General features: G+C 64.9%; 21 protein-coding genes and 1 tRNA gene. 13 read left to right on the plus strand and 9 right to left on the minus strand.

All coding sequences use genetic code 11. The features are described from left to right. Positions 1–139 precede the first annotated feature (139 nt). Positions 140–697, minus strand: a complete 558-nt coding sequence (locus tag AAGD32_08180) for a CHRD domain-containing protein (protein MEM8874225.1) — start codon at positions 695–697, stop codon at positions 140–142. A gap of 161 nt (positions 698–858) precedes the next feature. Between AAGD32_08180 and trpS the strand changes: the two genes are divergently transcribed. Next, the gene (gene trpS, locus AAGD32_08185; protein MEM8874226.1) at positions 859–1971 is read left to right on the plus strand and encodes a tryptophan--tRNA ligase; all 1113 of its coding nucleotides are present in this window, start codon (positions 859–861) and stop codon (positions 1969–1971) included. 40 nt (positions 1972–2011) lie between these two features. Here trpS and AAGD32_08190 read toward each other — a convergent pair whose 3' ends face one another. The 3 genes from AAGD32_08190 to AAGD32_08200 form a co-directional block, all read right to left on the minus strand. Further along, complete coding sequence (locus AAGD32_08190) at positions 2012–2470, minus strand: hypothetical protein (GenBank protein ID MEM8874227.1); 459 nt, start codon at positions 2468–2470, stop codon at positions 2012–2014. Positions 2471–2580: 110 nt separating this feature from the next. Next, entirely contained in the window at positions 2581–3153 is a 573-nt protein-coding gene (locus AAGD32_08195) for a hypothetical protein (protein ID MEM8874228.1), read from the minus strand. An 8-nt stretch (positions 3154–3161) separates the two neighbouring features. Further along, positions 3162–3857: an RsmE family RNA methyltransferase gene (locus tag AAGD32_08200; protein ID MEM8874229.1), complete on the minus strand. Its 696-nt coding sequence runs from the start codon at positions 3855–3857 to the stop codon at positions 3162–3164. A 107-nt stretch (positions 3858–3964) separates the two neighbouring features. Between AAGD32_08200 and AAGD32_08205 the strand changes: the two genes are divergently transcribed. Beyond that, complete coding sequence (locus AAGD32_08205; GenBank protein ID MEM8874230.1) at positions 3965–4984, plus strand: hypothetical protein; 1020 nt, start codon at positions 3965–3967, stop codon at positions 4982–4984. A 48-nt stretch (positions 4985–5032) separates the two neighbouring features. Next, on the plus strand, positions 5033–6334 hold the full coding sequence (locus tag AAGD32_08210) for a tetratricopeptide repeat protein (protein ID MEM8874231.1): 1302 nt from the start codon (positions 5033–5035) through the stop codon (positions 6332–6334). Positions 6335–6353: 19 nt separating this feature from the next. Here AAGD32_08210 and AAGD32_08215 read toward each other — a convergent pair whose 3' ends face one another. From AAGD32_08215 to AAGD32_08225, 3 genes are all read right to left on the minus strand, one after another. Next, entirely contained in the window at positions 6354–7529 is a 1176-nt protein-coding gene (locus tag AAGD32_08215) for an ATP-binding protein (protein MEM8874232.1), read from the minus strand. Positions 7530–7660: 131 nt separating this feature from the next. Next, a complete protein-coding gene (locus tag AAGD32_08220) occupies positions 7661–9064 on the minus strand; it encodes a sodium/glutamate symporter (GenBank protein MEM8874233.1) in 1404 nt (467 codons plus the stop codon). 3 nt (positions 9065–9067) lie between these two features. Then, entirely contained in the window at positions 9068–10231 is a 1164-nt protein-coding gene (locus AAGD32_08225) for an amidohydrolase family protein (protein ID MEM8874234.1), read from the minus strand. A 55-nt stretch (positions 10232–10286) separates the two neighbouring features. Here AAGD32_08225 and AAGD32_08230 point away from each other — a divergent pair, with 55 nt between their 5' ends. The 8 genes from AAGD32_08230 to AAGD32_08265 all read left to right on the plus strand — a co-directional run bounded on the left by AAGD32_08230 (position 10287) and on the right by AAGD32_08265 (position 17462). After that, positions 10287–10595 carry a hypothetical protein gene (locus AAGD32_08230; protein MEM8874235.1) on the plus strand — a complete coding sequence of 103 codons (309 nt, stop codon included), beginning with the start codon at positions 10287–10289 and terminating at the stop codon, positions 10593–10595. Beyond that, positions 10596–10943 carry a type II toxin-antitoxin system RelE/ParE family toxin gene (locus tag AAGD32_08235; GenBank protein MEM8874236.1) on the plus strand — a complete coding sequence of 116 codons (348 nt, stop codon included), beginning with the start codon at positions 10596–10598 and terminating at the stop codon, positions 10941–10943. Beyond that, a complete protein-coding gene (locus AAGD32_08240; GenBank protein MEM8874237.1) occupies positions 10940–11989 on the plus strand; it encodes a tRNA-dihydrouridine synthase in 1050 nt (349 codons plus the stop codon). Before AAGD32_08235 ends, AAGD32_08240 begins: the two co-directional genes overlap by 4 nt. Positions 11990–12124: 135 nt before the next feature. Continuing rightward, entirely contained in the window at positions 12125–13717 is a 1593-nt protein-coding gene (locus AAGD32_08245) for a hypothetical protein (GenBank protein ID MEM8874238.1), read from the plus strand. Between the two features lie 8 nt (positions 13718–13725). Continuing rightward, positions 13726–14064, plus strand: a complete 339-nt coding sequence (locus AAGD32_08250; protein MEM8874239.1) for a hypothetical protein — start codon at positions 13726–13728, stop codon at positions 14062–14064. Between the two features lie 10 nt (positions 14065–14074). Beyond that, complete coding sequence (locus AAGD32_08255; protein ID MEM8874240.1) at positions 14075–14338, plus strand: hypothetical protein; 264 nt, start codon at positions 14075–14077, stop codon at positions 14336–14338. A 47-nt stretch (positions 14339–14385) separates the two neighbouring features. Beyond that, positions 14386–15531, plus strand: coding sequence for an endo-1,4-beta-xylanase (locus AAGD32_08260; GenBank protein MEM8874241.1), 1146 nt, complete (start codon positions 14386–14388; stop codon positions 15529–15531). Between the two features lie 227 nt (positions 15532–15758). After that, positions 15759–17462 carry a calcium-binding protein gene (locus AAGD32_08265; protein ID MEM8874242.1) on the plus strand — a complete coding sequence of 568 codons (1704 nt, stop codon included), beginning with the start codon at positions 15759–15761 and terminating at the stop codon, positions 17460–17462. Positions 17463–17501: 39 nt separating this feature from the next. Here the strand turns inward: AAGD32_08265 and AAGD32_08270 are convergent. Beyond that, positions 17502–17584, minus strand: a tRNA-Leu gene (locus tag AAGD32_08270). Between the two features lie 53 nt (positions 17585–17637). Between AAGD32_08270 and smpB the strand changes: the two genes are divergently transcribed. Continuing rightward, the gene (gene smpB / locus AAGD32_08275; protein ID MEM8874243.1) at positions 17638–18120 is read left to right on the plus strand and encodes an SsrA-binding protein SmpB; all 483 of its coding nucleotides are present in this window, start codon (positions 17638–17640) and stop codon (positions 18118–18120) included. A gap of 26 nt (positions 18121–18146) precedes the next feature. Continuing rightward, a complete protein-coding gene (locus tag AAGD32_08280; protein MEM8874244.1) occupies positions 18147–19511 on the plus strand; it encodes a sulfatase in 1365 nt (454 codons plus the stop codon). A gap of 25 nt (positions 19512–19536) precedes the next feature. On the opposite strand, the gene AAGD32_08285 is transcribed toward AAGD32_08280, so the two are convergent. After that, a complete protein-coding gene (locus AAGD32_08285; GenBank protein MEM8874245.1) occupies positions 19537–19908 on the minus strand; it encodes a hypothetical protein in 372 nt (123 codons plus the stop codon). Between the last annotated feature and the right edge of the window lie 10 nt (positions 19909–19918).

Here is a 19918-nt window from a genome sequence, read left to right on the forward strand (position 1 = left end):
GGGGGGGGCGGGGTTTTTTGGGTTTGGGCGGGGTTGACCTTTTGGTTGGGGGGGGGGGCTACGCCGCGGGGGTCCACTTTCCTCCAACGGGGGGGCTTCGCCGCAGCCGCAAAATGTGTATGTACGAGTTCTGCTTCGGCTATCGACGCCGGCGGATGAGCAAGGTGCCTGCGGCACCGAGCAGGCCGAGGCTGGCCGGTTCGGGCACGACGATCTGGCCGCGTAGCTCACCGGGTCCGTTCTGCTCAGTGTGGAAGTTGACGTAGTAGTTTCCGCCGAGCAGGCCGTCGATGAACATCTGGTCGATGTTGGCGGTGCCGGTGAGGTTGCCGGTGGCGGGTTGGCCGTTGGGCACGATACCGCCGATGGGGTCAACGCCCGACGGCGTGTCGCCGACGAGATCGACCACGGTCGGCCCGTTGCCGCCAAAGGTCTCGGCCGAGTGGACGTGCGCACCAGGCGCCACAATCGGGCCGGTCAGATCCTGGTAATCAATGTCCCAAGAGAAAGTCATCGCGTCGGTGTCGAGCGTCAGCACGGCGTTGCCCGTGGGCAGCGTCTGGCCGGGATCAAAGTTCGCGCCCGGGTTGGTCTGCAGGCTGTCGAGCGGGACGGTAAAGGTCTGGGCCGACGCGACGCCCGCAGTCAGTGTGACGGCGGCGGCAGCGGGCAGGGCAAAGCGAAGTAAGTCGTGCATGGATTCTCCTTGAGAGAAAAATTGAGTGAGTATTGCGTGTCGGATGGGATTACGAAGTCCCTCGCCCGACGGATGTCGAAAATCCCGGTCGATGGAAGGTCAGGGAGAAAGCCCGTGCCAGCGCCGTGCATGTGCTGCAAATGTCCACCTATCCTCACCGCGTGTCTGAACCAACCGCCAAACCCCGCCTGCTCACCGGCGATACGCCCACCGGGCAACTTCACCTGGGCCACTGGGTCGGGTCGCTGGAAAACCGGCTGGCGATGCAGGAAACGCATGACTGCTTCTTCCTGATCGCCAACAAGCACGCATTCACCACGCGGGCCGACAAGCCGGAGGAGATCCGCCAGTCCGTGCTCGACGTCGCGACCGACTGGCTCGCGATCGGCATCGACCCGGACAAGTCGGCGATGTTCGTTCAGTCGGAGGTCCCCGCGATTGACGAACTGACGTTCTTCTTCGCGATGCTTTTGCCGTTCAACCGCGTGATGCGCAACCCGACGCTCGCGCAGGAGATCAAGGACAAGGGCCTGGGCGACAAGCACAGCTTCGGATTTCCGTTGTACGCGGTGGGGCAGTGTGCGGACATTCTCGCGTTTCGACCGGACGTGGTGCCGGTCGGCGAGGATCAGACGCCGCACTTGGAGATGACGCGCGAGGTCGCTCGCAAGTTCGATCAGCTCTACTGCGGCGTCGACAGTCACGCGGACGATGCCGACTACGCCAAACTCGGCGGTGTGCTGCCGGTGCCGCAGTTGAAGATCGGCCGCGTCGGTCGCCTGCCCGGCATCAACGGCCCCGTCGAGCCGGGCGGCCCGCTGCAGAAAATGTCCAAGTCGCTCAACAACGCGATCTACCTCGGCGACTCCGCCGATGAGCTTCAGGCCAAGGTCCGCAGCATGTACACCGATCCGGCCCGCCTGCGCAAGACCGACGCGGGCAATCCCGATCCCGACGCCAACCCGCTCTTCGCTTTCCTGCGCAGCTTCCATCCGGACCAAGCGTGGGTCGACGAACAGGCCGACGCCTACGCCAAGGGCGGCGACACCGCCCCCGGCGACATGCAGCTCAAGAAAGAGCTTGTCCAAGTCCTCGAAGCCGTCATCGCCCCGATCCGCGAGAAGCGTGCCCACTTCGAGCAACGCCCCGACGACGTGATGGACGCTCTCAAGTCCGGCACCGCGCGGGCCAACGCCGTCGCCGAGGAAACCCTTGCGTTGTGCAAAGCCGCGATGAAGCAGGACTTCTTCGAGCGGACGCTGACGATCAAGTAGCGCGGTATCCGTAGCCCGGTCGCCACGCAACCGAGCTACATCATTCGGTTTGATCATCCGGCTCCACGCTCGTGGGCATGATCGGCTCGAAGCCGCGGGGGGCGTTGTCCTCGGGGCCCATGCGGATCACGTCGAAGGATTTGATCAGCAGGTAGAGCAACTGCGAAAACGCGATGAGAAACAAGACACCGACGCCGAGCATGACGTAGCCGCCGATGTTGACGTCGCCGTCATCGACGAGGAGCACGTTGATCAAGCCGCCTGCGATGATCATGAGACAGCCCAACAGCAGGAGCGACGTCAACACCAGCCCGACGATCACCGCCCATGTCTGGTACCGCTTGAGATAGATCGACGTGATGATCAGCAGTGTGCCGGGGACGACGTAGAACGTCGAGAACACCACGATTGCGATGACGGCCGCAGAGCCTCCGGCGGAGATGGTGAGCGCGCCAAGCAGCACGGCGATGCTGATCAACAGCACACCCACCGACTGCATTGAGGATGCTGCGGCGAACAGTGGCCGCCGTGGATCGCCACGTTTAGGTAACCCCATCGATCAAACGCTACCGGCTTGTCGGGCCGGTGCAAGCATTGCCCGCTTGACGCTCACCCAGGTCCGGGCAACTCGCCGGGGCCGATGGGGACTTGAAACGTGGCCGGGCGGACGTCACCGATCTCGGGCTCCGGGCCAACGTCGTCGCGGGCCTTTGCCATGAGCGCGATGACCCACCCCAGCAGCATCGCCGGCCCCGCGAGCAGGATCGACACCAACGCCGACCCCGGCGCGAACAGCGCACCGAGTACGCCAACGAAACCGATGGCGACGAACGCGAACATCAGCACGCCCACCGCGATCGCGCCCGTTCGCAAGGCCCGCGCGCTCCCGCTCCGTAGCCGAACGCCCGAAACCGCCAGGACGACCGACGCGATGATCAGCCCGCTGATCAGCACCGCGAGAATCGACAGCAGCCATGTCGCGCCTCGTACGCCGATCGGCGGCTGGCCGATGCTGCTCTGTTCATATGTCGCGTTGATGGCCGCAAGCATCTCTGACGGCGTCGTCGTCACGACGGGCAGGAGGTTCATGCCGAGCAGCACCGCGCATGCCACGCCGGTGAAAAGCATGAACCAACTCGCCCGTTCGCGGGGTGTCTGCGACGATGTCGGCGGCTGCGACATGCGAAAGTCTACGACCCCCGCAGCAGCGTCGCGAACACGCCGGTGCCCACGACGGCCGCGGTTTCGATCCGCAGCACCGTCGGCCCGAGCGTGACGGCGGTCGCCCGCCGGTCGGCCATCAGCGTGAGCTCGCGATCCGTCCATCCGCCCTCGGGTCCGATCAGCAGCGTGGCGGCTTCGCCCGGCGTCGGTCGGGGCGGTTCGGAATCCACGGTGCTCAACACATGCAAGGGGCCGTCGGCGGTTTCGAGGAACCGCTCGAGCTTTACCGGTTCGCCGATGCTCATTACGCCGGGCGTGCCCGCTTGCTTGGCCGCTTCGATCACACGGCGGCGGAGTTTCTCGAGTTTACCCGGACGCGGGTCCACCGTGCTCCGCTCGGTGAGCAGGGGATGCCAGGACGCCACGCCGAGTTCCGCGAGCTTTTCGACGAGCCACTCCACGCGATCCCCCTTGGGCACGGCCGACGCAACGCTCAGCGTGACGTCCCGTTCTCGACGCGTCGGCGGTGCGTGTTCGATGGCGTCGCCAGCGATCGTGCCGTTCGCCTCGTTGCCGTGCGCGTCAAAGAGCTGGACATGGTTACCATCGCCGAGCCGCAAGACGTTTCGTAGGTGGTGACGTTCTTCGGGGGCGGGAACGGTGCGTGGCGGCGTGAACTTCTCGATGAACACGCGCGGCATTCGGCTTGGTCCCTTGGCCATGCGGGCATGCTAAGGAACGATCGAGGTTTCGCTTGAGATTCGTGTGGGCTGACCGATAATGAACCGGAGCCGCGCTGCGTGGCACGGATGGACGATGGTGTAGAAGCATGGACGCTGACCGCGATCAACCCGAGTCTGCCACCGCCGTTGCCGATCGCGACGGCCGGCCCGAAGTCGCCGAGCGCGCCGAGTCCGCCGCCGCCGAAAAACTTGCCGAAGCGGACGGCGTTCTCGAAGCCGAGCTCGACGAGTTGTTCAGCGCGGTCGGCGGCGAGGAGGGTGACGAAAAGCCCCTCGATCCGACCGATGAGCTGATCCAGCACCTGTCCGTCGAGTCGCAGGACGATCCGGAGGTCGACGAAGAACTCGCTGACGGCGACGCGCTCGACGAACTGCTCGGCGAGCTTCAAAGCGATACACCCGCAGCACCATCCGAGCCGGCTGCCAAGCCCGCCGAGTCAGCGGAGACGGTCGATGAATCGGAGCTCGACGCGTTGTTCGATGAGATGCGGGATGCCGACTCGGCCGAGGCACCCGCAGCGGAAGCCGATGTTGCCGCTCCCGAACCGGAGCCCGTGCAAGCCACCGAAAAGGTCGCGTCCAAGGCCGAAGGTCTCGAAGGCGAACTGAACGAGTTGTTCGACGCGATCGAAACCGGTGTGGTGCCTGACGACCCCGAGCCGGCCGCGAGCGTTGCGGCCGAGCCGGCCGAACAGAAGGACGGCATCGACGGCGAGCTTGATGAGTTGTTCGACGCGATGCAAAGCGGCGAAGTCCCGCCTGATGCCGAACCGGTAGCTGAATCTGTTGCCGAGGACGACAGCCCCGACGCGGCGGCATTGCGGGCCGAGATGGCGATCGACGAAGCCCCCGCGCCCGCGAAAGACGTCGCCGAAACCGCTCCGGCTGATGACCCAGTTGCTGAAGATGAGCCGGCGGACCCGCCCGTTGCCGACACGGCCCCGTCGGATACCGCCGATGATCCGTGGTGGGTCAAGGCATTGATCATTGCCAATCGCCCGTTGGACAATCTCAGCGATGCCCATCGCGACGCGGTCGGCAAGATCGGCATCGTCACGCTCGCAAACGCGCTGGCGCTGATCGTTTACACGCTCGTGATCCGATAGCGCGGCGTGAACGCCGGCGGCTGGTATCATGTCACCGGAGAGCGTCACATGCGTTTGTTGATCCTGGGACTCTTGTTGTTCGGTGTCACCACGGCCGCGACCGCCGACGTCGTCGTGCTCAACGATGGCAGCGAAGTACAGGGTGACATTCGCCGTGCCACTGGCGGCTACGACGTCATTCTCAAGGACGGCACTCGGCAGTTCATCCCCGACTCCCAGGTCAAGTCCCTGCGGATGGGCCCGTCGCAGACCGACGCCGATGTGCAGTTGGCCAACCTTCGGCGCAGTGTCGAGCCGCTGGAAGATCTCGACCTCGTCATCGAGCGATACGAGCAGTTCCTGGAGCGTATCGGTGAAGGCGAGGTTGCCGACAAGGCTCGCGTCGAACTCGCCCAATGGGTGCGGTGGCGCGAGGAAGGCCGGGTGTTGTTCGACGGCGAATGGATGAAGCCGCAGGAACAGCGTGAGCGTGCGGCACAAAACATCGTTGCGGTCAACGAAGTTCGCGGCATGATCAAGTCGGGCAAGCGCGGCGAAGCGCTCAAGCTCGTACACGACCGATTGCGCGAGAACCCGCGTGATGTGTCGTCGCACTACCTGCTTGGGCTGATGCAGTATCGCAGTGGCGATGTCGCCGGCGCGCGGCGAAGCTTCGAGGAGGCCGCCGTGCTCGCGCCGGACCACGCGCCGACGGCCAACAACCTCGCCGTCGTGCTTGTGCGGCAAAATCAACTGCCGCGTGCCGTCCTCGCGCTCGGCAACGCCCTGCGTGACGCGCCCGACACCAAGAGCCTGCTCGACAACGCCGCCGAACTGATCGAGCTTGTTCCCGAAGCGCAACGTGACACGACCGTCTATGCAAACCTCCGCACGCGATTCGAGGCGCAGGATCGAATCCTCGGCTCGCGACTCGCCGAGCAGGGTTGGCATCGTTTCGGGGCCAAGTGGGTCGATGCCGCCACGTTTGCCACGATCGAAGCCCAGCGCAAGGAAGCGAATGATCGGCTCGATGCGCTCCAGGCCGATTACGACGTGACCAACCAGCGGATCGTGGCCGTGCAAAATGACATCGCCGAGGCCGAGCAAACGCTCGCCAGCATCCGTGCCAACAGCCTGCGTCGCACCGGCGACGGTCGGATCATCCAACTGCCGCTGCCGGACGTATACTTCGAGATCGAGCGTGAGAAGCAGGCCGATGAGCGCGACTTGGGCGATCTCGCGAGCCGGATCGGCCTGCTCCAACAGGAAGCCATGCGGGTTCGTGAGCGGATGCCCAAGCCCCTGTACGACGGCACTCTCGAGCTGATCGGCGCGGACGGCGTCCCGGTAACGATGCCGATGCCGGAGTGAGTTCAGCGGGTCGGTCGATTCAGGCGGGCATCCCGTGCGGCGGCAGCGTGACGGTGAAGACGCTGCCACGGTCGGGGCCATCCGTTTTGCTCTCGGCTTCGGCGCTACCCCCGTGCAGTTCGACCAGGTGCCGCACCAGCGCCAGTCCAATGCCGAGCCCGCCGGGCCGTGTGCGGCCGTTAGTGTTGACATCCAACCGGGTGTCGCCCTGGCGGAAGCGGTCGAAAATGAACGGAAGGTCTTTCGCGCCGATGCCCGGCCCGTTGTCGGCGACGGTGATGACGACGTTGGTGTCGTCGGCCGTGAGCCGCAGCGCGACGTGGCCGCCGTCTTGCGTGAACTTCACCGCATTGTTGGCCAGGTTCCAGACGATCTGTTGCAGCCGGGTCGGGTCGCCGAAGAACGCACCCATCGTGTCAGCCGCGGCGAGGTCGCTGGTCACCTGAATCTGTTTGGCCAAAGCCAGGGACTGACAGCCCTCGAGCGCATCCTCGCAAACCCGCGCGAGATCGACCGGTTGTCGCTTGAGTTCGAGCTTGCCGGCGACGATTCGGCTCACGTCCAGCAAGTCGTCGACGAGTTGTGCCTGCAGACGCACGTTGCGCCCGATGGCGTCGATCGCTTCGGCGAGTGTTTCGGTGTCGATTTGATTTACGTCGTCGAGTTCGAGCAGCTGCACCCAGTTCGAGATCGCATTGAGTGGCGTGCGGAGTTCGTGGCTGAGCAGAGCGAGGAAGTCGTCCTTTGCCTGATTGGCGGCTTCGGCGGCGCGGCGGGCGGCCTTCTCGCGGATCAATCGACTCCGCTGTCGTTCGAGCCGTCTGCTCTGGATCGCGTACCGAACCGCGCGCTCTAGCTCCACCGCCGTGAGCGTGCCTTTCTGCAGGAAGTCCGCCGCACCCGCGCGCATGGCGTCGGGATCGACCGATTGGTCTTCGGACCCCGCCAGCAAAAGAATCGGAACATTGGAAGTCCGCACGTCTTCGTCGTCGAGCAGGTCAATACCCGTTTGCTCTCCGAGTCGATAGTTGAGCAGGGCGACGTTGTGACACGCATCGGTGAGCATCCGCTTGCCCGCCGCGTAGCCCTCGGCCAAGTCCGCCTCGAACGGTTCGCGCATGCCTTCCGCAAGCAACCCGCGTACTCGCCGCGCGTTGGCTTCGTCGTTGTCGATGATGAGCACGCGGACGGGCATGGTGCGGGTCCAACGGACTTGGACTCCGTGCTGGGAAAATATCCGCCTAGTTTGGGCATGGGTAGCCGGGCAACCCCCAAATCAACCGACAACGTGATCTCGCTCACGCCCAGTCTGTTTGGTTCGAACCTCTACCGGTTTCGGAGGAAGTAGCCCATGACCAGCAGCATCGCCATGCCCGCGAGGCAGATGCCCGCCGTCGCGGCGAGACCGACGTAGGCGATGAGCGCAGGAAAGCCCGCGACGGTGAGGATCCCGCCGCCGATGAACGGCGCGGTCAGCGGGGCGGCGGCGGCATACGTCTCGGCCGCGGGGGTGTCGAGATCGCGGTCGACGATCCGCAGCAGCAGCATGCCCTGCGCCGTCGTCGCGGTGCTCATGCCGTAGTTGATCAGGCCGAGCTCGAACCAGTAATCCCTTGGCAGCAGCCAGCGCCCGATGACGACGAGTCCGACGATCGCCCAAAGGCTCCCGACGATGAGCAGCACGACCGCCGGCGCGAAGTACGTCGCGATCGCCTCGACCCGCAACGACGCGATCGCCGCGACGATCAAGAACTCCATGGCAAAGCCGATGATCCGCTGCACGCTCGGCGGATCGATCAGGTCGCCGAGCTTCATGGCGTGCAGCACTTCGCGGACGATCCAACCGCCGACGAGCGCGAAGAGAAACAACGGGATGTTGTCGATGAACCCCATGGCCCGCTCGGTCGCAACCAGGCCGGTCGCGGCGAGGAAGAGCTGTTGCAGTCCGTAGCCGACGCCTAGCGCCGCACCGACGATGAGCACTTGAAAGACGAACGGGTCGATCACCTGCCCGCCGACACGTCCGAAGGCGACGGGCTTGGGGGCGCGGCGTGGTTCGAGGCCGGTATCGGCGGCGGTTTGCAGGTCGGCGGTTTGCAGGTCGGCGGTTTCGCCCGAACGCTGGGCGAGCCAGCCGGCACGGACGCCGATGTTGACCAGCACGATGCCGGAGAGGGTGCCGTAGATCAAGCCGTAGGTGGCGAAGAAAAATCCGAGGTCGCGGCCGGCGGTGAAGTCGAGGCTCGCGAAGACCTCGCCCATTGCCGCTGCGGTGCCGTGTCCGCCGGCGAAGCCGGTTTCGATCAGTTGGCCGAAGCTGCCGGGCACGTCGGCGTCGAGCAAGCCCAACGGCTTGAGCACTAGGAGCACCGTGAGCAATCCGACGGTGACTTGCCCGAGGATGATCAGCCAAGCCACGACGCCTTGCTTGGCCGTACCAACGGCGGTGTCGGCCAGCGACTTGCTCGACCGCTCCAACAGCAGCCCGGCGAAGACGACGCTGATCAGAAAGCCCGGCCACTTGGAAAGCACGCCGCTGACTTCGGTCGCGAAGCCGGCGATCGCATCGACCCGCAGCAATCCCTGTATCAGCCCGAGCCCGACGACGCCCCCGACCACCGCCGCCGGGACGTACAGAACCCGCAGCAGCCCGACCCCCGCCCGCAGCGCGAAGCCGATCAGCAGCAGCCCGCAGGCAAGCAGGATCGCGTGCATGAACGCGTCAGGCATCGCTTACTCGATCTCCAGTCCGAGCAGCGTCGCCGCGTTGTCGAAGTAGATCTTCTTCAGCACGTCATCGGGCAGGAACACGCCATAGATGCGCCAGTCGCCGGTCGGTGGGAACGGGTGGTCGTAGTACTTGAAGTACTCGTCATCGGTCTCGAGGAAGCGGAAGTAAATGCGATGGCGTGGCTGACGCTCGCGTCCCGGGTACCGGTCGGTGCCGAAGAGCACGCGGTCCTGGAACTCGATGAGGAACTTGCGTGCCGTGTACGGCTGACGCCCGAGCTCGGCGACCCGGCCGCTGATGTCCACGCTCAGGTTCGGCAGCTTCCGCATCCGCTCGGCCAGCGTCGCAAGGTCCTCCGCGTCACCCGCCATGTGTGGGCCGATGAACTTCGTGTTCGGATGGTTCGCGAACATGCGGTCCTGTTCGTCGAGCACCTCGCGGAAGCTCGGGAACTGCTCGCCGTGGAAGCTCCATGACGGATGGCGATGCAGCTGCATCCAGCGTTCGTTGTGCTCATCGATCGGCTCGAAGAACGCCACGGGGTCGCCCGAGTGGATGAGCACCGGCACCCCGAGCTCGCCGGCCTTGTCCCAGATCGGCGCGAGGCGCGGGTCGTCGATCGCGAGCCGCTGGCCCGTCTCGTCCAACACCGTCAGGCCCAGATCCTTCCAAACCTTCAATCCACCGGCGCCCGCTTGCACCGCTCGCTCGAAGTCGGCGACCGTCCGCTCCACCCACGCCTCGCCGTCGAAGCCGTCCCACGAGATCGTGTAGAACATGATCAGCCGAGGGTCGTCGTACTGCTCCAGCATCGCGATCACGTCGTCGCCGTTGCCGCCGGAGAGGTTCACGACGTACGCGACATTCCTTGCTTCCATCGCGGCGAGGAGCTGGGCTTGGGGCACGTCCTTCGACCAGTGGCCATGCACGTCGATAACCGGAAACTTCGCGGCCTGCACCGGGTTCGCGTCGACCTTCAACGCCGGCGTCGGGTCGTAGCCGAAGATGACCGTGTCGCCCACATACACCGCCATCCCCGTCTCGGGCACCTCGGCGGGGCGCGTCGCGGGGAGCGTGACGATCGTGGCATCGTGTTGGGGCTCGGCCGGCTGCGTGGTCGGTGGACCGGGGTGCAGCAGCGTCAATAGCAGGAGCAAGTGGGCCATGCGAGTATTGCAAACCGTCCCGCCCGCCGACGCAACCCGCTAACATGACATTGTCATGGGCAAACGCACGATCGAACTGAGCGACGCGGACTGGGCCGGCCTTGAACGCGAAGCCCACCGCACCGGCCACGCGAGTGCTCAGCAGTACGCCCAGCACCTGCTGCACGAAGCGGTCCAGCTTGCACCCGAATCCGACGGGCTCGGTGACATCCTTGGCGATGACCACAAAGCTGTTCTCACCGAAGTCCGTCGCCGGCAGGATACGCCGCTGGAAGACTCCATCCCGGCCGACGAGTTCTTCGAGCGGCTGCGAAACCGCATCGCTGAGCGAACCGGTCGCCGGCCCGATGAGGTGGAGTTCTAAGTGGGCCGGGCCGACATTGCTTACGCGATCGAGTACCACCCCGGCGCGTTGATTGATCTGGACATCATGCATGGCTTCATCGCGGCACGCTCCGAGTCTCTGCGTCCGGCGGATCGGTTCGTCGCGGCAGTGCGAGCCGAGGTTGAGCGTCTTGATCGGCTCCCTGACGGGTACCCGATTGCCAGCGAACCACCCCCGCGACACGCGTTCTGGATTCCGTTCAAGCGGAAGTACCTAATCTTTTTCGAGGTCTTTGAAGTCGAGCGGGTGTGCCGGGTGTTGTACCTTTGGCACGCTGCCCGATCGGACCGGCCGGACTTCGCGCGGCAGGATGACCAACTGCCATGACCCTCGCCTTGGGCCCCATCATGCTCGACGCGCCGCTTATGCAGGCGGGGCTCGCCGGGTATTCCGACCGGGCGATGCGGAGCGTCGCGCGGCGGCGGGGGTGTCCGTACGCCGTCACCGAAGCGCTGCTCGACATCACGCTCCTCGCCGGCGGCAAGGGGCTGACCAACTCCATCGACATCGACGACGAGGATCACCCGGTCGCCGGCCAGATCATGGGCAGCGAGCCGGCGCAGGTCGCGGCGGCGTCGGCCATTCTTGCCAACCATGGGTATGACGTGATCGACCTGAACTTCGCCTGCCCGGTGAAGAAGGTGAAAAACAAGGCACGCGGCGGGTGGATGCTCAAGGACCTGCCGCGCGGCTTCGGCATCCTGCGCGCCGTGCGCGACGCGTTGCCGAACTATCCGCTGAGCGTGAGCCTGCGGCGTGGCTTCGACGACACGCCCGAGTCGGCCGAGTGTTTCTTCAAGCTCTGCGACGAGGCGTGGCAGCTCGGCTTCGTTGCGGTGCGCGTGCATGGCCGAACCGTCGAGCAGAAGTACGCCGGCCGCAGCAAACGCCCGTTCCTCGCCGAGGCCAAAGCGGCCTATCCGGACCAAATCATCTGGGGCAGCGGCGACGTCTTTACCGCGCAGGACGCCGTCGACATGCTGCGCGAAACCAACGTCGATGGCGTCTGGATCGCCCGCGGCGCGATCGGCAACCCGTGGATCTTCCGCGACACGATCAAGCTTCTCGCCGACGAGCCGATCACGCCCCCGACCGTCGCCGAGCAACGCGACGCCCTCGCCGAGCACTTCGACATCGCGATGGCGATTCACGGCGAACAGCTCGCCGGCCGACGCATGCGCAAGATGGGCATCAAGTACAGCCGCTTCCATCCCGACCACTCTTTTGTCAAGCAACGCTTCATCAACATCCGCAGCCTGCGCGACTGGCAAGCGGTGTTGGACGAGCACTACACCGACGATCGTCCCGGCGTTTGGCCGGCGAGCGAAGCGGTGGATGAGGTGAACGCTTGTGCCCCGACCGCGGCGCGGTAGGCTTGGCGGGCGTGGTCTCGGCCGCGCCCGGTCCGCGGGAAGGGCTCAGCCCACCGATCCGATTCGTACATTTCATCGGCACCTTCTTTCCAGCCCGATCGTGCGGACACCGGGCATTACCGAAGGAAGGTCCGCATGGACTCCATCAAGAAACTCCCGGTCGACCCGTCGGTCGAGCACCTCCGCAAGCAGGCCAAGCGTCTGCTCGCCGATCATCGCCTTGCCCAGCCGTGGGCAACGCAGCGGTGCTCAGCAGTCCTGCCCGGCAAGGCGATCAAGCTCGCCGATGCGCAGCATGTCGTCGCCGTCGAGTATGGATTTACGAGTTGGGTAAAACTGATCGGCCACGTCGAGTCGGTCACCGCGGACTCCGCGGCGTGGAGTGCTGATCCCAATGACAACATCCCGAAGGCGGCGACCGCCGGCGACTTCGAGCGCGTCCGCCGGCTCGTTGACGAAGGCCGCTTCACGCAGCACGACCTCGACCTTGGACTCGCCCGCGCGACGCACCAGCACCTCGACATTGCTCAGTACCTGGTCGACCACGGTGCCGACGTCAACGGCGAGTACGGTGGCGGCTACGGGCCGATCCTGCTCGCGTCATGCGAAGGGGCCAACCTCGCGGGAATCCGCTTTCTGCTCGAACGCGGGGCCGACCCCGACAGCGACCCGGACCGACGGACCAAGTACGCCAACCACAACACGCCAATGCGGATGCTGCTCGGCAGTTACATGCGCGTCGACCCGGCGACGAAACACGCGGCCATCGATCTGTTGCGCGAGTACGGCGCGACGCAGCCGAGTGAAGTGGACGACCTTGCATTTGCGGTCTTCCGTGACGACGCGGATCAGCTCGCGGCGTTGCTCGACGCCGACCCGTCGCGGATTGCACAACGACTCGCCGGCTTCGACTACGGCAACATCAAACTCGAAGGCGCGACTTACCTCCACCATGCCGTCGAGCATCAGGCGGTCCGTTGTGTCGATCTACTCTGCGAGCGTGGCTACGCGCACGGGATCGAGATCAACACGCGGGCCAATCAGACCGAAGGTCCGATCAACGATCGCCGCGATTTCCGTGGTGGCGGGCAGACACCCATCTTCCATGCCATCGCCTCCAACGGCGGTGGCAACTTTCCCATGTTCGAGCACCTGCTTGAGCGCTACGGCCGATGGATCGACTTCTCCATGCGGGCGACGATCCGCATGTATAGCTGGCGCACCAAGCGTGATGAAACGTTCGAGAACGTCACGCCGCTTGAGTTCGCTAAGGCGAATTTTGATTCTGAAGACGCTAACTCGTGGTGGAAGACGCGTGACCGAGAGCTGGCGATTCTCAGACAACGCGACGTGCGCAGCGCAATGGAGCAGGCGGTCAAGCGCGGCGATCTTCTTGTAGCTTCCGAGTTGATGGACGCGCATCGCCAGCATGTTGGGCCGCACCTCTGGGCGGCGGCGGTTCACGATGCACGTTCGTTGGCGTTAACCGAAGCGTTGCTTGAACGCGGACTCAACCCCAATGCTCGGGCCGACCCACGCTCGGCATTGGATATGGCATGTTACATCGGCAATCCGGCGATCATTGCCGCCCTTGTTGCCGGCGGGGCGAAGGTAAACACGACCAATCCGTTGGGCGAGTTTCCGGCCGAGCTACTCGGCCGATACGAACCGCTCACGGAAGATCGGCTAGCCGCGTGCCGCGCCGCTCTAGGCCTGTCAACGACGTAGACTGCCGCGTGCCCGATGAGCCGCCCATCGACTACGCCACCGGTACCAACCAGCGACTTCCGTTCTGGTGGACGCCGTGGGTGGCGGCGGCGATTGGGGCGTTCGGGTTGCTTTGGATGAGCGTGGGCTGGGGGAGCGTGTTTCTCGCCGAGCCGAGGAAGGCCCAAGCGTCGGGCGTCCTGCTCGGGATGCTCACGCTGGCGATCCTGCCCGGGGCGGCGGTCGGAATTTTCCTCTCGGTCGTCGCGTTGCAACGTGTCGGCGGTTCGATCGCGTGGATCGCGCTCGGGCTCAACCTGACGAACCTCGCCGCCGGTCTTGCGGGGATTGTCTGGAGCTTCTTCTGACCCCACCACCATGGCCGGCCCGACCCGCAATCGCCTCGCTAAACCCCTGCCCGATCGCTGGCGGGATTGTCTCGTCGAGCTCGGTTGTCCTCGCCGCAAATACACGGCGGTCTGCACGTTGACGCTTGCCGACGGCACGGTCGTCGAGCAGGCGGTGGTCGAGGACGGTTGGCTCATCGCCATCGGTACCGATGTGCTGACCGCGAAGTTCGAGCAGCGGATCGACATCGATCCGGACACGGTCATCGCGCTCACGCTCGATCTGCTGGTGTGACCATGACGTCGCTTGCAGTAGCATGGCAAACCTCAGTGAGGAAGCCCATGAACACATTCGCGTTGGTCACATTGCTTGTTCTCGCCGGTTGTCAGATGTCTCGTGTCGCGGGAGGCGATGACAGGGCGGGTGTGCCCATCGAGCCGACTCGTGAACCAACCTTGCCCGAAGCGGCCGAAGGGCGGTTCCTCATCGGCACGGCGATCATGGCACGTGCGTTGGACGATCCCGCCGTCGCCGATCTGATCCGCACGCAGTACAACGCGATCACCGCCGAGAACGAGTTGAAACCTAAATCAGTTCAACCCGAGCCCGGCGCTTTCGATTTCACGGCCGGCGACAAGCTCGCCGATTTCGCCGAGGCCAACGACATCGCGCTTATCGGCCACACGCTGGTCTGGCATCAGCAGGCACCCGCATGGATGTTCGAGGACGAGGCCGGCGAGCCGTTGCCGCGCGACGAAGCCCTGGAGAATATGCGGGCGCACATCCACACGGTGGTCAAGCATTTCAAGGGCCGCGTGCACGGTTGGGACGTGGTCAACGAAGCGATCTCCGACAACGGTCCGTACCTGCGTGACACGCCGGCCCTTCGCGCGATCGGCGACGACTATGTGATCAAGGCGTTCGAGTTCGCCCGCGAAGCCGACCCGGACGTCGAACTCTACTACAACGACTTCAATATCGAACTCGACTACAAACGGGACAAGGCCTTGCGCCTGCTCGCCGAACTCGATGCCGCCGGCGTCCGACCGGATCGCGTCGGCATCCAGGGCCATTGGCTCATCGGCGGTCCCGACATCGAGCAACTCGAGCGCGGCCTCACCGCCTACTTCGACGCCGGATACGACATCGACATCACCGAACTCGACATCGACATGCTCCCCCGCGACGCGGCCGGTGCCGATCTGGACATCAGCCCCGGCGCGGTCGGCAACCCGTATGCCGACGGCCTGCCCGACGAAAGGCAACAAGCGTTGGCCGACCGCTACCGCGAGATTTTCGAACTGCTCACCAAGTACGACGAACGCATCAGTCGCGTGACGTTCTGGGGGACGCACGACGGAGCGACCTGGCTCAACGGCTGGCCGGTCAGGGGCCGCACGAACCACCCATTGCTCTTCGATCGCCAACTCCAGCCCAAGCCCGCATTCGACGCGGTGATTGAAGTGTTGCAAGCGAAGAAACAATGAACCCGTCGCGGCGTCACTGGGGTATGGACATGGGGTATCGAGTTGAAGTGTTGGAACCTCGCCGTCTCTTGGCAGCGGGTGTTTCGCTTGTTGATGGCGTGCTGCGTGTAAGCGGAACACCAGCGGACGATCGGATCGAGATTGTGCAGTCGTCACGGCCGCCCGCAGACGGGTCTGGCCCCTGGACACTCGGCCTGATTGCGCGGATCACGAACAGTCATGACAACGTGGTTGGTGAGTTCGTGCCGTATGGCATTCTTGAGCGTGTCGAAGTGGAAGCGGGCGGGGGCGATGATTGGGTCGAGTCCGGGCGCTACCGCGTGCCGATGACATTCATCGGCGGCCGCGGCGACGACGTGCTGATTGGCGGCGATGGGGCCGACCTGCTCTCGGGCGGACCGGGTGCGGACATCCTCTACGGCTTCCTTGATGCCGACACGCTGCTGGGCAACGACGGTGATGACGAACTCTGGCCCGGCACCGGTTCCAACATCGTCGGCGGCGGAAGGGGGACGGACCAACTCGTTCGGGATGGCGGCAGCGCACGCGGCCCGGCGTTCGGCGAGGCGGACCTCTCCGCCGAGCGCGTCACCGATACCGATGGCAACCCGATCAATGGCGACTACACCCCGCGCATCAACCTCCGCAACGCAGTCGGCAACATCTACCTCGGCAGCGCCAACGGCAACCGCGCCGCACTGGTCAGTTTCTATCTCTCCGACTCCGGCTTCCGGCTCGACTGGGTGGTGCTTCCGAGCTTTGACCGCACGTTGCGTATCCGAGTGACACCGACCGACCCGCCGGTCGGAGCTGCACAGGCGTTTACCAACTACAACGGGCGGTTCGACCTCGGCCCGGCTGGCGGCGAGTCGTTCGACCGCATCGAAGTCATCACCCCCGACGACGGCGTCGTGCTCAGTCGCAACGTCGTTCGCGGCGACGACGACCTGCGCGGTCTGACGGGTGTCGGGTCCATCGCGATGTTCCCGCCGGTCACTCATGCGGTTCCGCTGGAAGGTCCCGGCCTGCCGGCAGGAAGCGTTTACATCGGCGGAACGGTCTTCGGCGACGAGCTGCTTATCACAACAACTGGGTCACAGATCCTCGTAACCGGCCGGTATATCGAGCCCATCGCGATCAACCAGGAGAACGTGATCCGCCTGAGCGTAGAGGTCGGCGCGGGTAACGACAGCGTCGCGGTATCGGGTGACCTGCCAGTCGTGTTGCGCGGCGGCGACGGCGACGACCTGCTCATCGGTGGTGACGGCGGGGGGTACCTCGTCGGCGGTGAGGGCGACGACACCCTTGGCGGCGGTGACAGTCGCGACCGCATCGAAGGCAATGCCGGAAACGACCTGCTCTCGGGCGTGGACGGCGACGACGTGCTCAACGGCGGCGCGGGCGACGATCGGCTCTTCGCCGGTACCGGCATCAACGAACTCATCGGCGGTGATGGTTTCGACTGGTTCCGCGACGGCGGCGACGACGGCTGGGACCGCACCGTCGGCGTCGAACAACGGCGCAGCTTTCCTGGTGATCGTCGCGAGCCACGCATCGACTGGGTCGACACTGGTCTCTTTGAACGTGCCCGCACCGTCTTCGGCGGTCCGGCGTTCGATCTCTTCCGCAACGTCTTCACCAACGACGGCACGGGCTTCCAGGCACAGTTCTTCCTCAACGTCCCCGACAACTACACCTACGACATCACCTCCCGCCGTGAGGGCGAGGTGCTTTTCATCGACTTGAGCAGGCCGCGGGAGGGGCGGGGCTTCAACAATACCGCCACCGTCGTCTTTGGCACGGAGAATCCGCCGGCCGAGGTCGTCCTGTTCGACGCGTTTGCCGGCCGCGAGATCGAGCGCCAGACGCTCGACCCGACCACCGTCCCCGACGAGCCCGGCCCGTTCGGCACTCGCGGATTAATAGGCTAGCAACGAAACAACCCCCGCCGATCGGCGAGGGTTGAAAAGTGCGGATGAGAGGACTCGAACCTCCACGACCAATGGTCACCGCCACCTGAAGACGGCGCGTCTGCCAATTCCGCCACATCCGCAGTAGTGGGTATTGTTCCCCGACCGGCGCGGCGAATCAAGCTACACTTTCGCCGTGGCCAAGAAGGGCAAACAGAAAGTCGACCACAGCCCGCGGCTACTCAACCGCCGGGCCCGGCATGACTACTTCCTCTCCGATCACATCGAGTGCGGCATCGCGCTGCTCGGGTCGGAAGTGAAAGCCCTGCGCGCCGGCCAGGGCAATCTCGGTGAGGCCTACGCACGGTTCACGCCGCGTGGTGAACTCGAGGTCGCCAACTTCCACATCGACCCCTACCGCAAGTCGGGCATCGCGAACCAGCACGAGCCGCTGCGGTCCAAGAAGCTGCTCGTCCACAAGCGTGAGATCCGCAAGCTGCAGGAAGCGACGCGCGAGAAGGGCACGAGCCTGATCCCGACAAGCGTGTACTGGAAGAACGGCCGGGCCAAGCTTGAGCTCGCGGTCGCCAAGGGCAAAAAGGAACACGACAAACGCGAGACGCTCAAGCGAAAAGTGCAGGAGCGCGAGATCCGCCGGGCGATGACGGTGAAGCAGTGACTTCCCGGAACGGGTAGATTGCGGCGGTGAACGTTCTCCTGCTGCTCACCGACCAACTGACGTCCCGTGCCTTGTCGATGTACGCAAAGGGTGATGCGACGCTTGCGCCGACGCCGAACCTTGATCGGCTGGCGACCGAGGGGGTGGTCATCGACGACATGTGTTCGACGTGTCCGGTGTGTACGCCGGCACGGGCGATGCTGTTGACCGGTCGACATCCGCAGACGACCGGACACGTGATGAACTCCGTCCGCCTGCGGCATGACGAGGTGACGCTCGCCGACGTGTTCCGCGATGCGGGGTACCGCACCGGCTGGATCGGCAAATGGCACCTGCACACGGGTGCGTTCCCCGCGGCGAACGTTCCGGATTACGTCCCCGTCGGCCGTGACCGCGGCGGCTTCGAGCATTGGCGGGGCTACAACCAACACATGATCTACTGGGATGGCCCGCTCGCCGGTGACGATTGGGACACGATCCGGTGGAAGGGCTATGAGACCGACGGGCTGGGCGATTTTGCGTTGGACTTTCTCCGGGCGGACGATGATCGGCCGTTCCTGTTGTGCGTGTCGCCTCACCAGCCGCACGACTCGACGTGGTCGGACCTGAAGCAACACGCGCCGGACTGGGCCTACGAAGGTCTGCCCAACGAGGCGAATTTGGTGCTCCCGCCCAACGTCGCGGCGTTCGAGGAACACGAAACCACCCGCTGGGGCTACCGCGAGTACCTCGCCATGATCCGCTGCGTCGACGCAATGGTCGGCCGACTGCTCGACGAACTCGAAGCACTCGGCAAGCTCGACGACACGCTGTTCATCTTCACCAGCGATCACGGCAACGAGGGCGGCGCACGCGGCGGGCGGTTCTTCGAGAAGCGCTCGCCTCACGAGGAGTCGATCAGCATTCCGCTCATCCTGCGGCATCCGGCGTTGGGCAGCGGTCGGCGGTCGGTGCTGATGGGGATGCCGGACATGATGCCGACGCTCTGCTGCATGTGCGGGTTGGGCGTGCCGGCCACGGTCGAGGGCGTCGATTGCTCGGCCGGCTGGCGGGGTGCGTCGGCGGGGCAAGACGCGTTGCTGCTCATGCGGTTCAGCGAGGCGTTCGATCACCTCAAGACCGGTGCCGAGTGGCGCGGCGTCCGCACGCCGACGCACACCTACGCCCGCTGGCTGACCGGCGAGCGTGTGCTCTTTGACAACGCGGCCGACCCGTGGCAGATGAACAACCTCGCGGATACGCCGTTGGCCGACGAGTTGGAAGCGACGATGCAAACACTCATGGCCGAGCGCGGCGACGCACTGGGACCGTGTACGAACTACGCCGACTGGTTCGACGAACAACGCCGCGTGGTACGCAATGCCTGGGGGCCGTTGCCGGTATCGGGTTGATGACGTCGGAGACCTTCGCGATGCCTCACGCCCAACGGCGGACGGCGTCGACGGTGTCGAACGGCAGCGTGTTGAACGCGATTCGGCAGCCGGGGGCGTGCCGGACCACGAGGTTGATCACCTTCTCGAAGAGCAACAGGTGGTCCGGGTCGTTGCGCACACCCGCGCCGATCACCACCACGTCCGGGGCGAACTCGTCGAGCGTCTCGACGACGACTTGCTCGGCCGTCTCGCCGGTGTCGACCAGGCAGTTGCGTGGCTCGAACCCTTGGGCGGCTAGCTCGTTGAGGAGGTCCTTGAACCCTGCCTCGAGTTTCTCGGGCGTGAGTTGTGGCCACTTCTCGAAGTCGACCGCGGACGTCTTCAAACCGATCAGCATGACTTTGGTCTGGCTCATGGTGGTTCCT

This window comes from Planctomycetota bacterium (assembly GCA_039182125.1).
Lineage (GTDB): Bacteria > Planctomycetota > Phycisphaerae > Tepidisphaerales > Tepidisphaeraceae > JBCDCH01.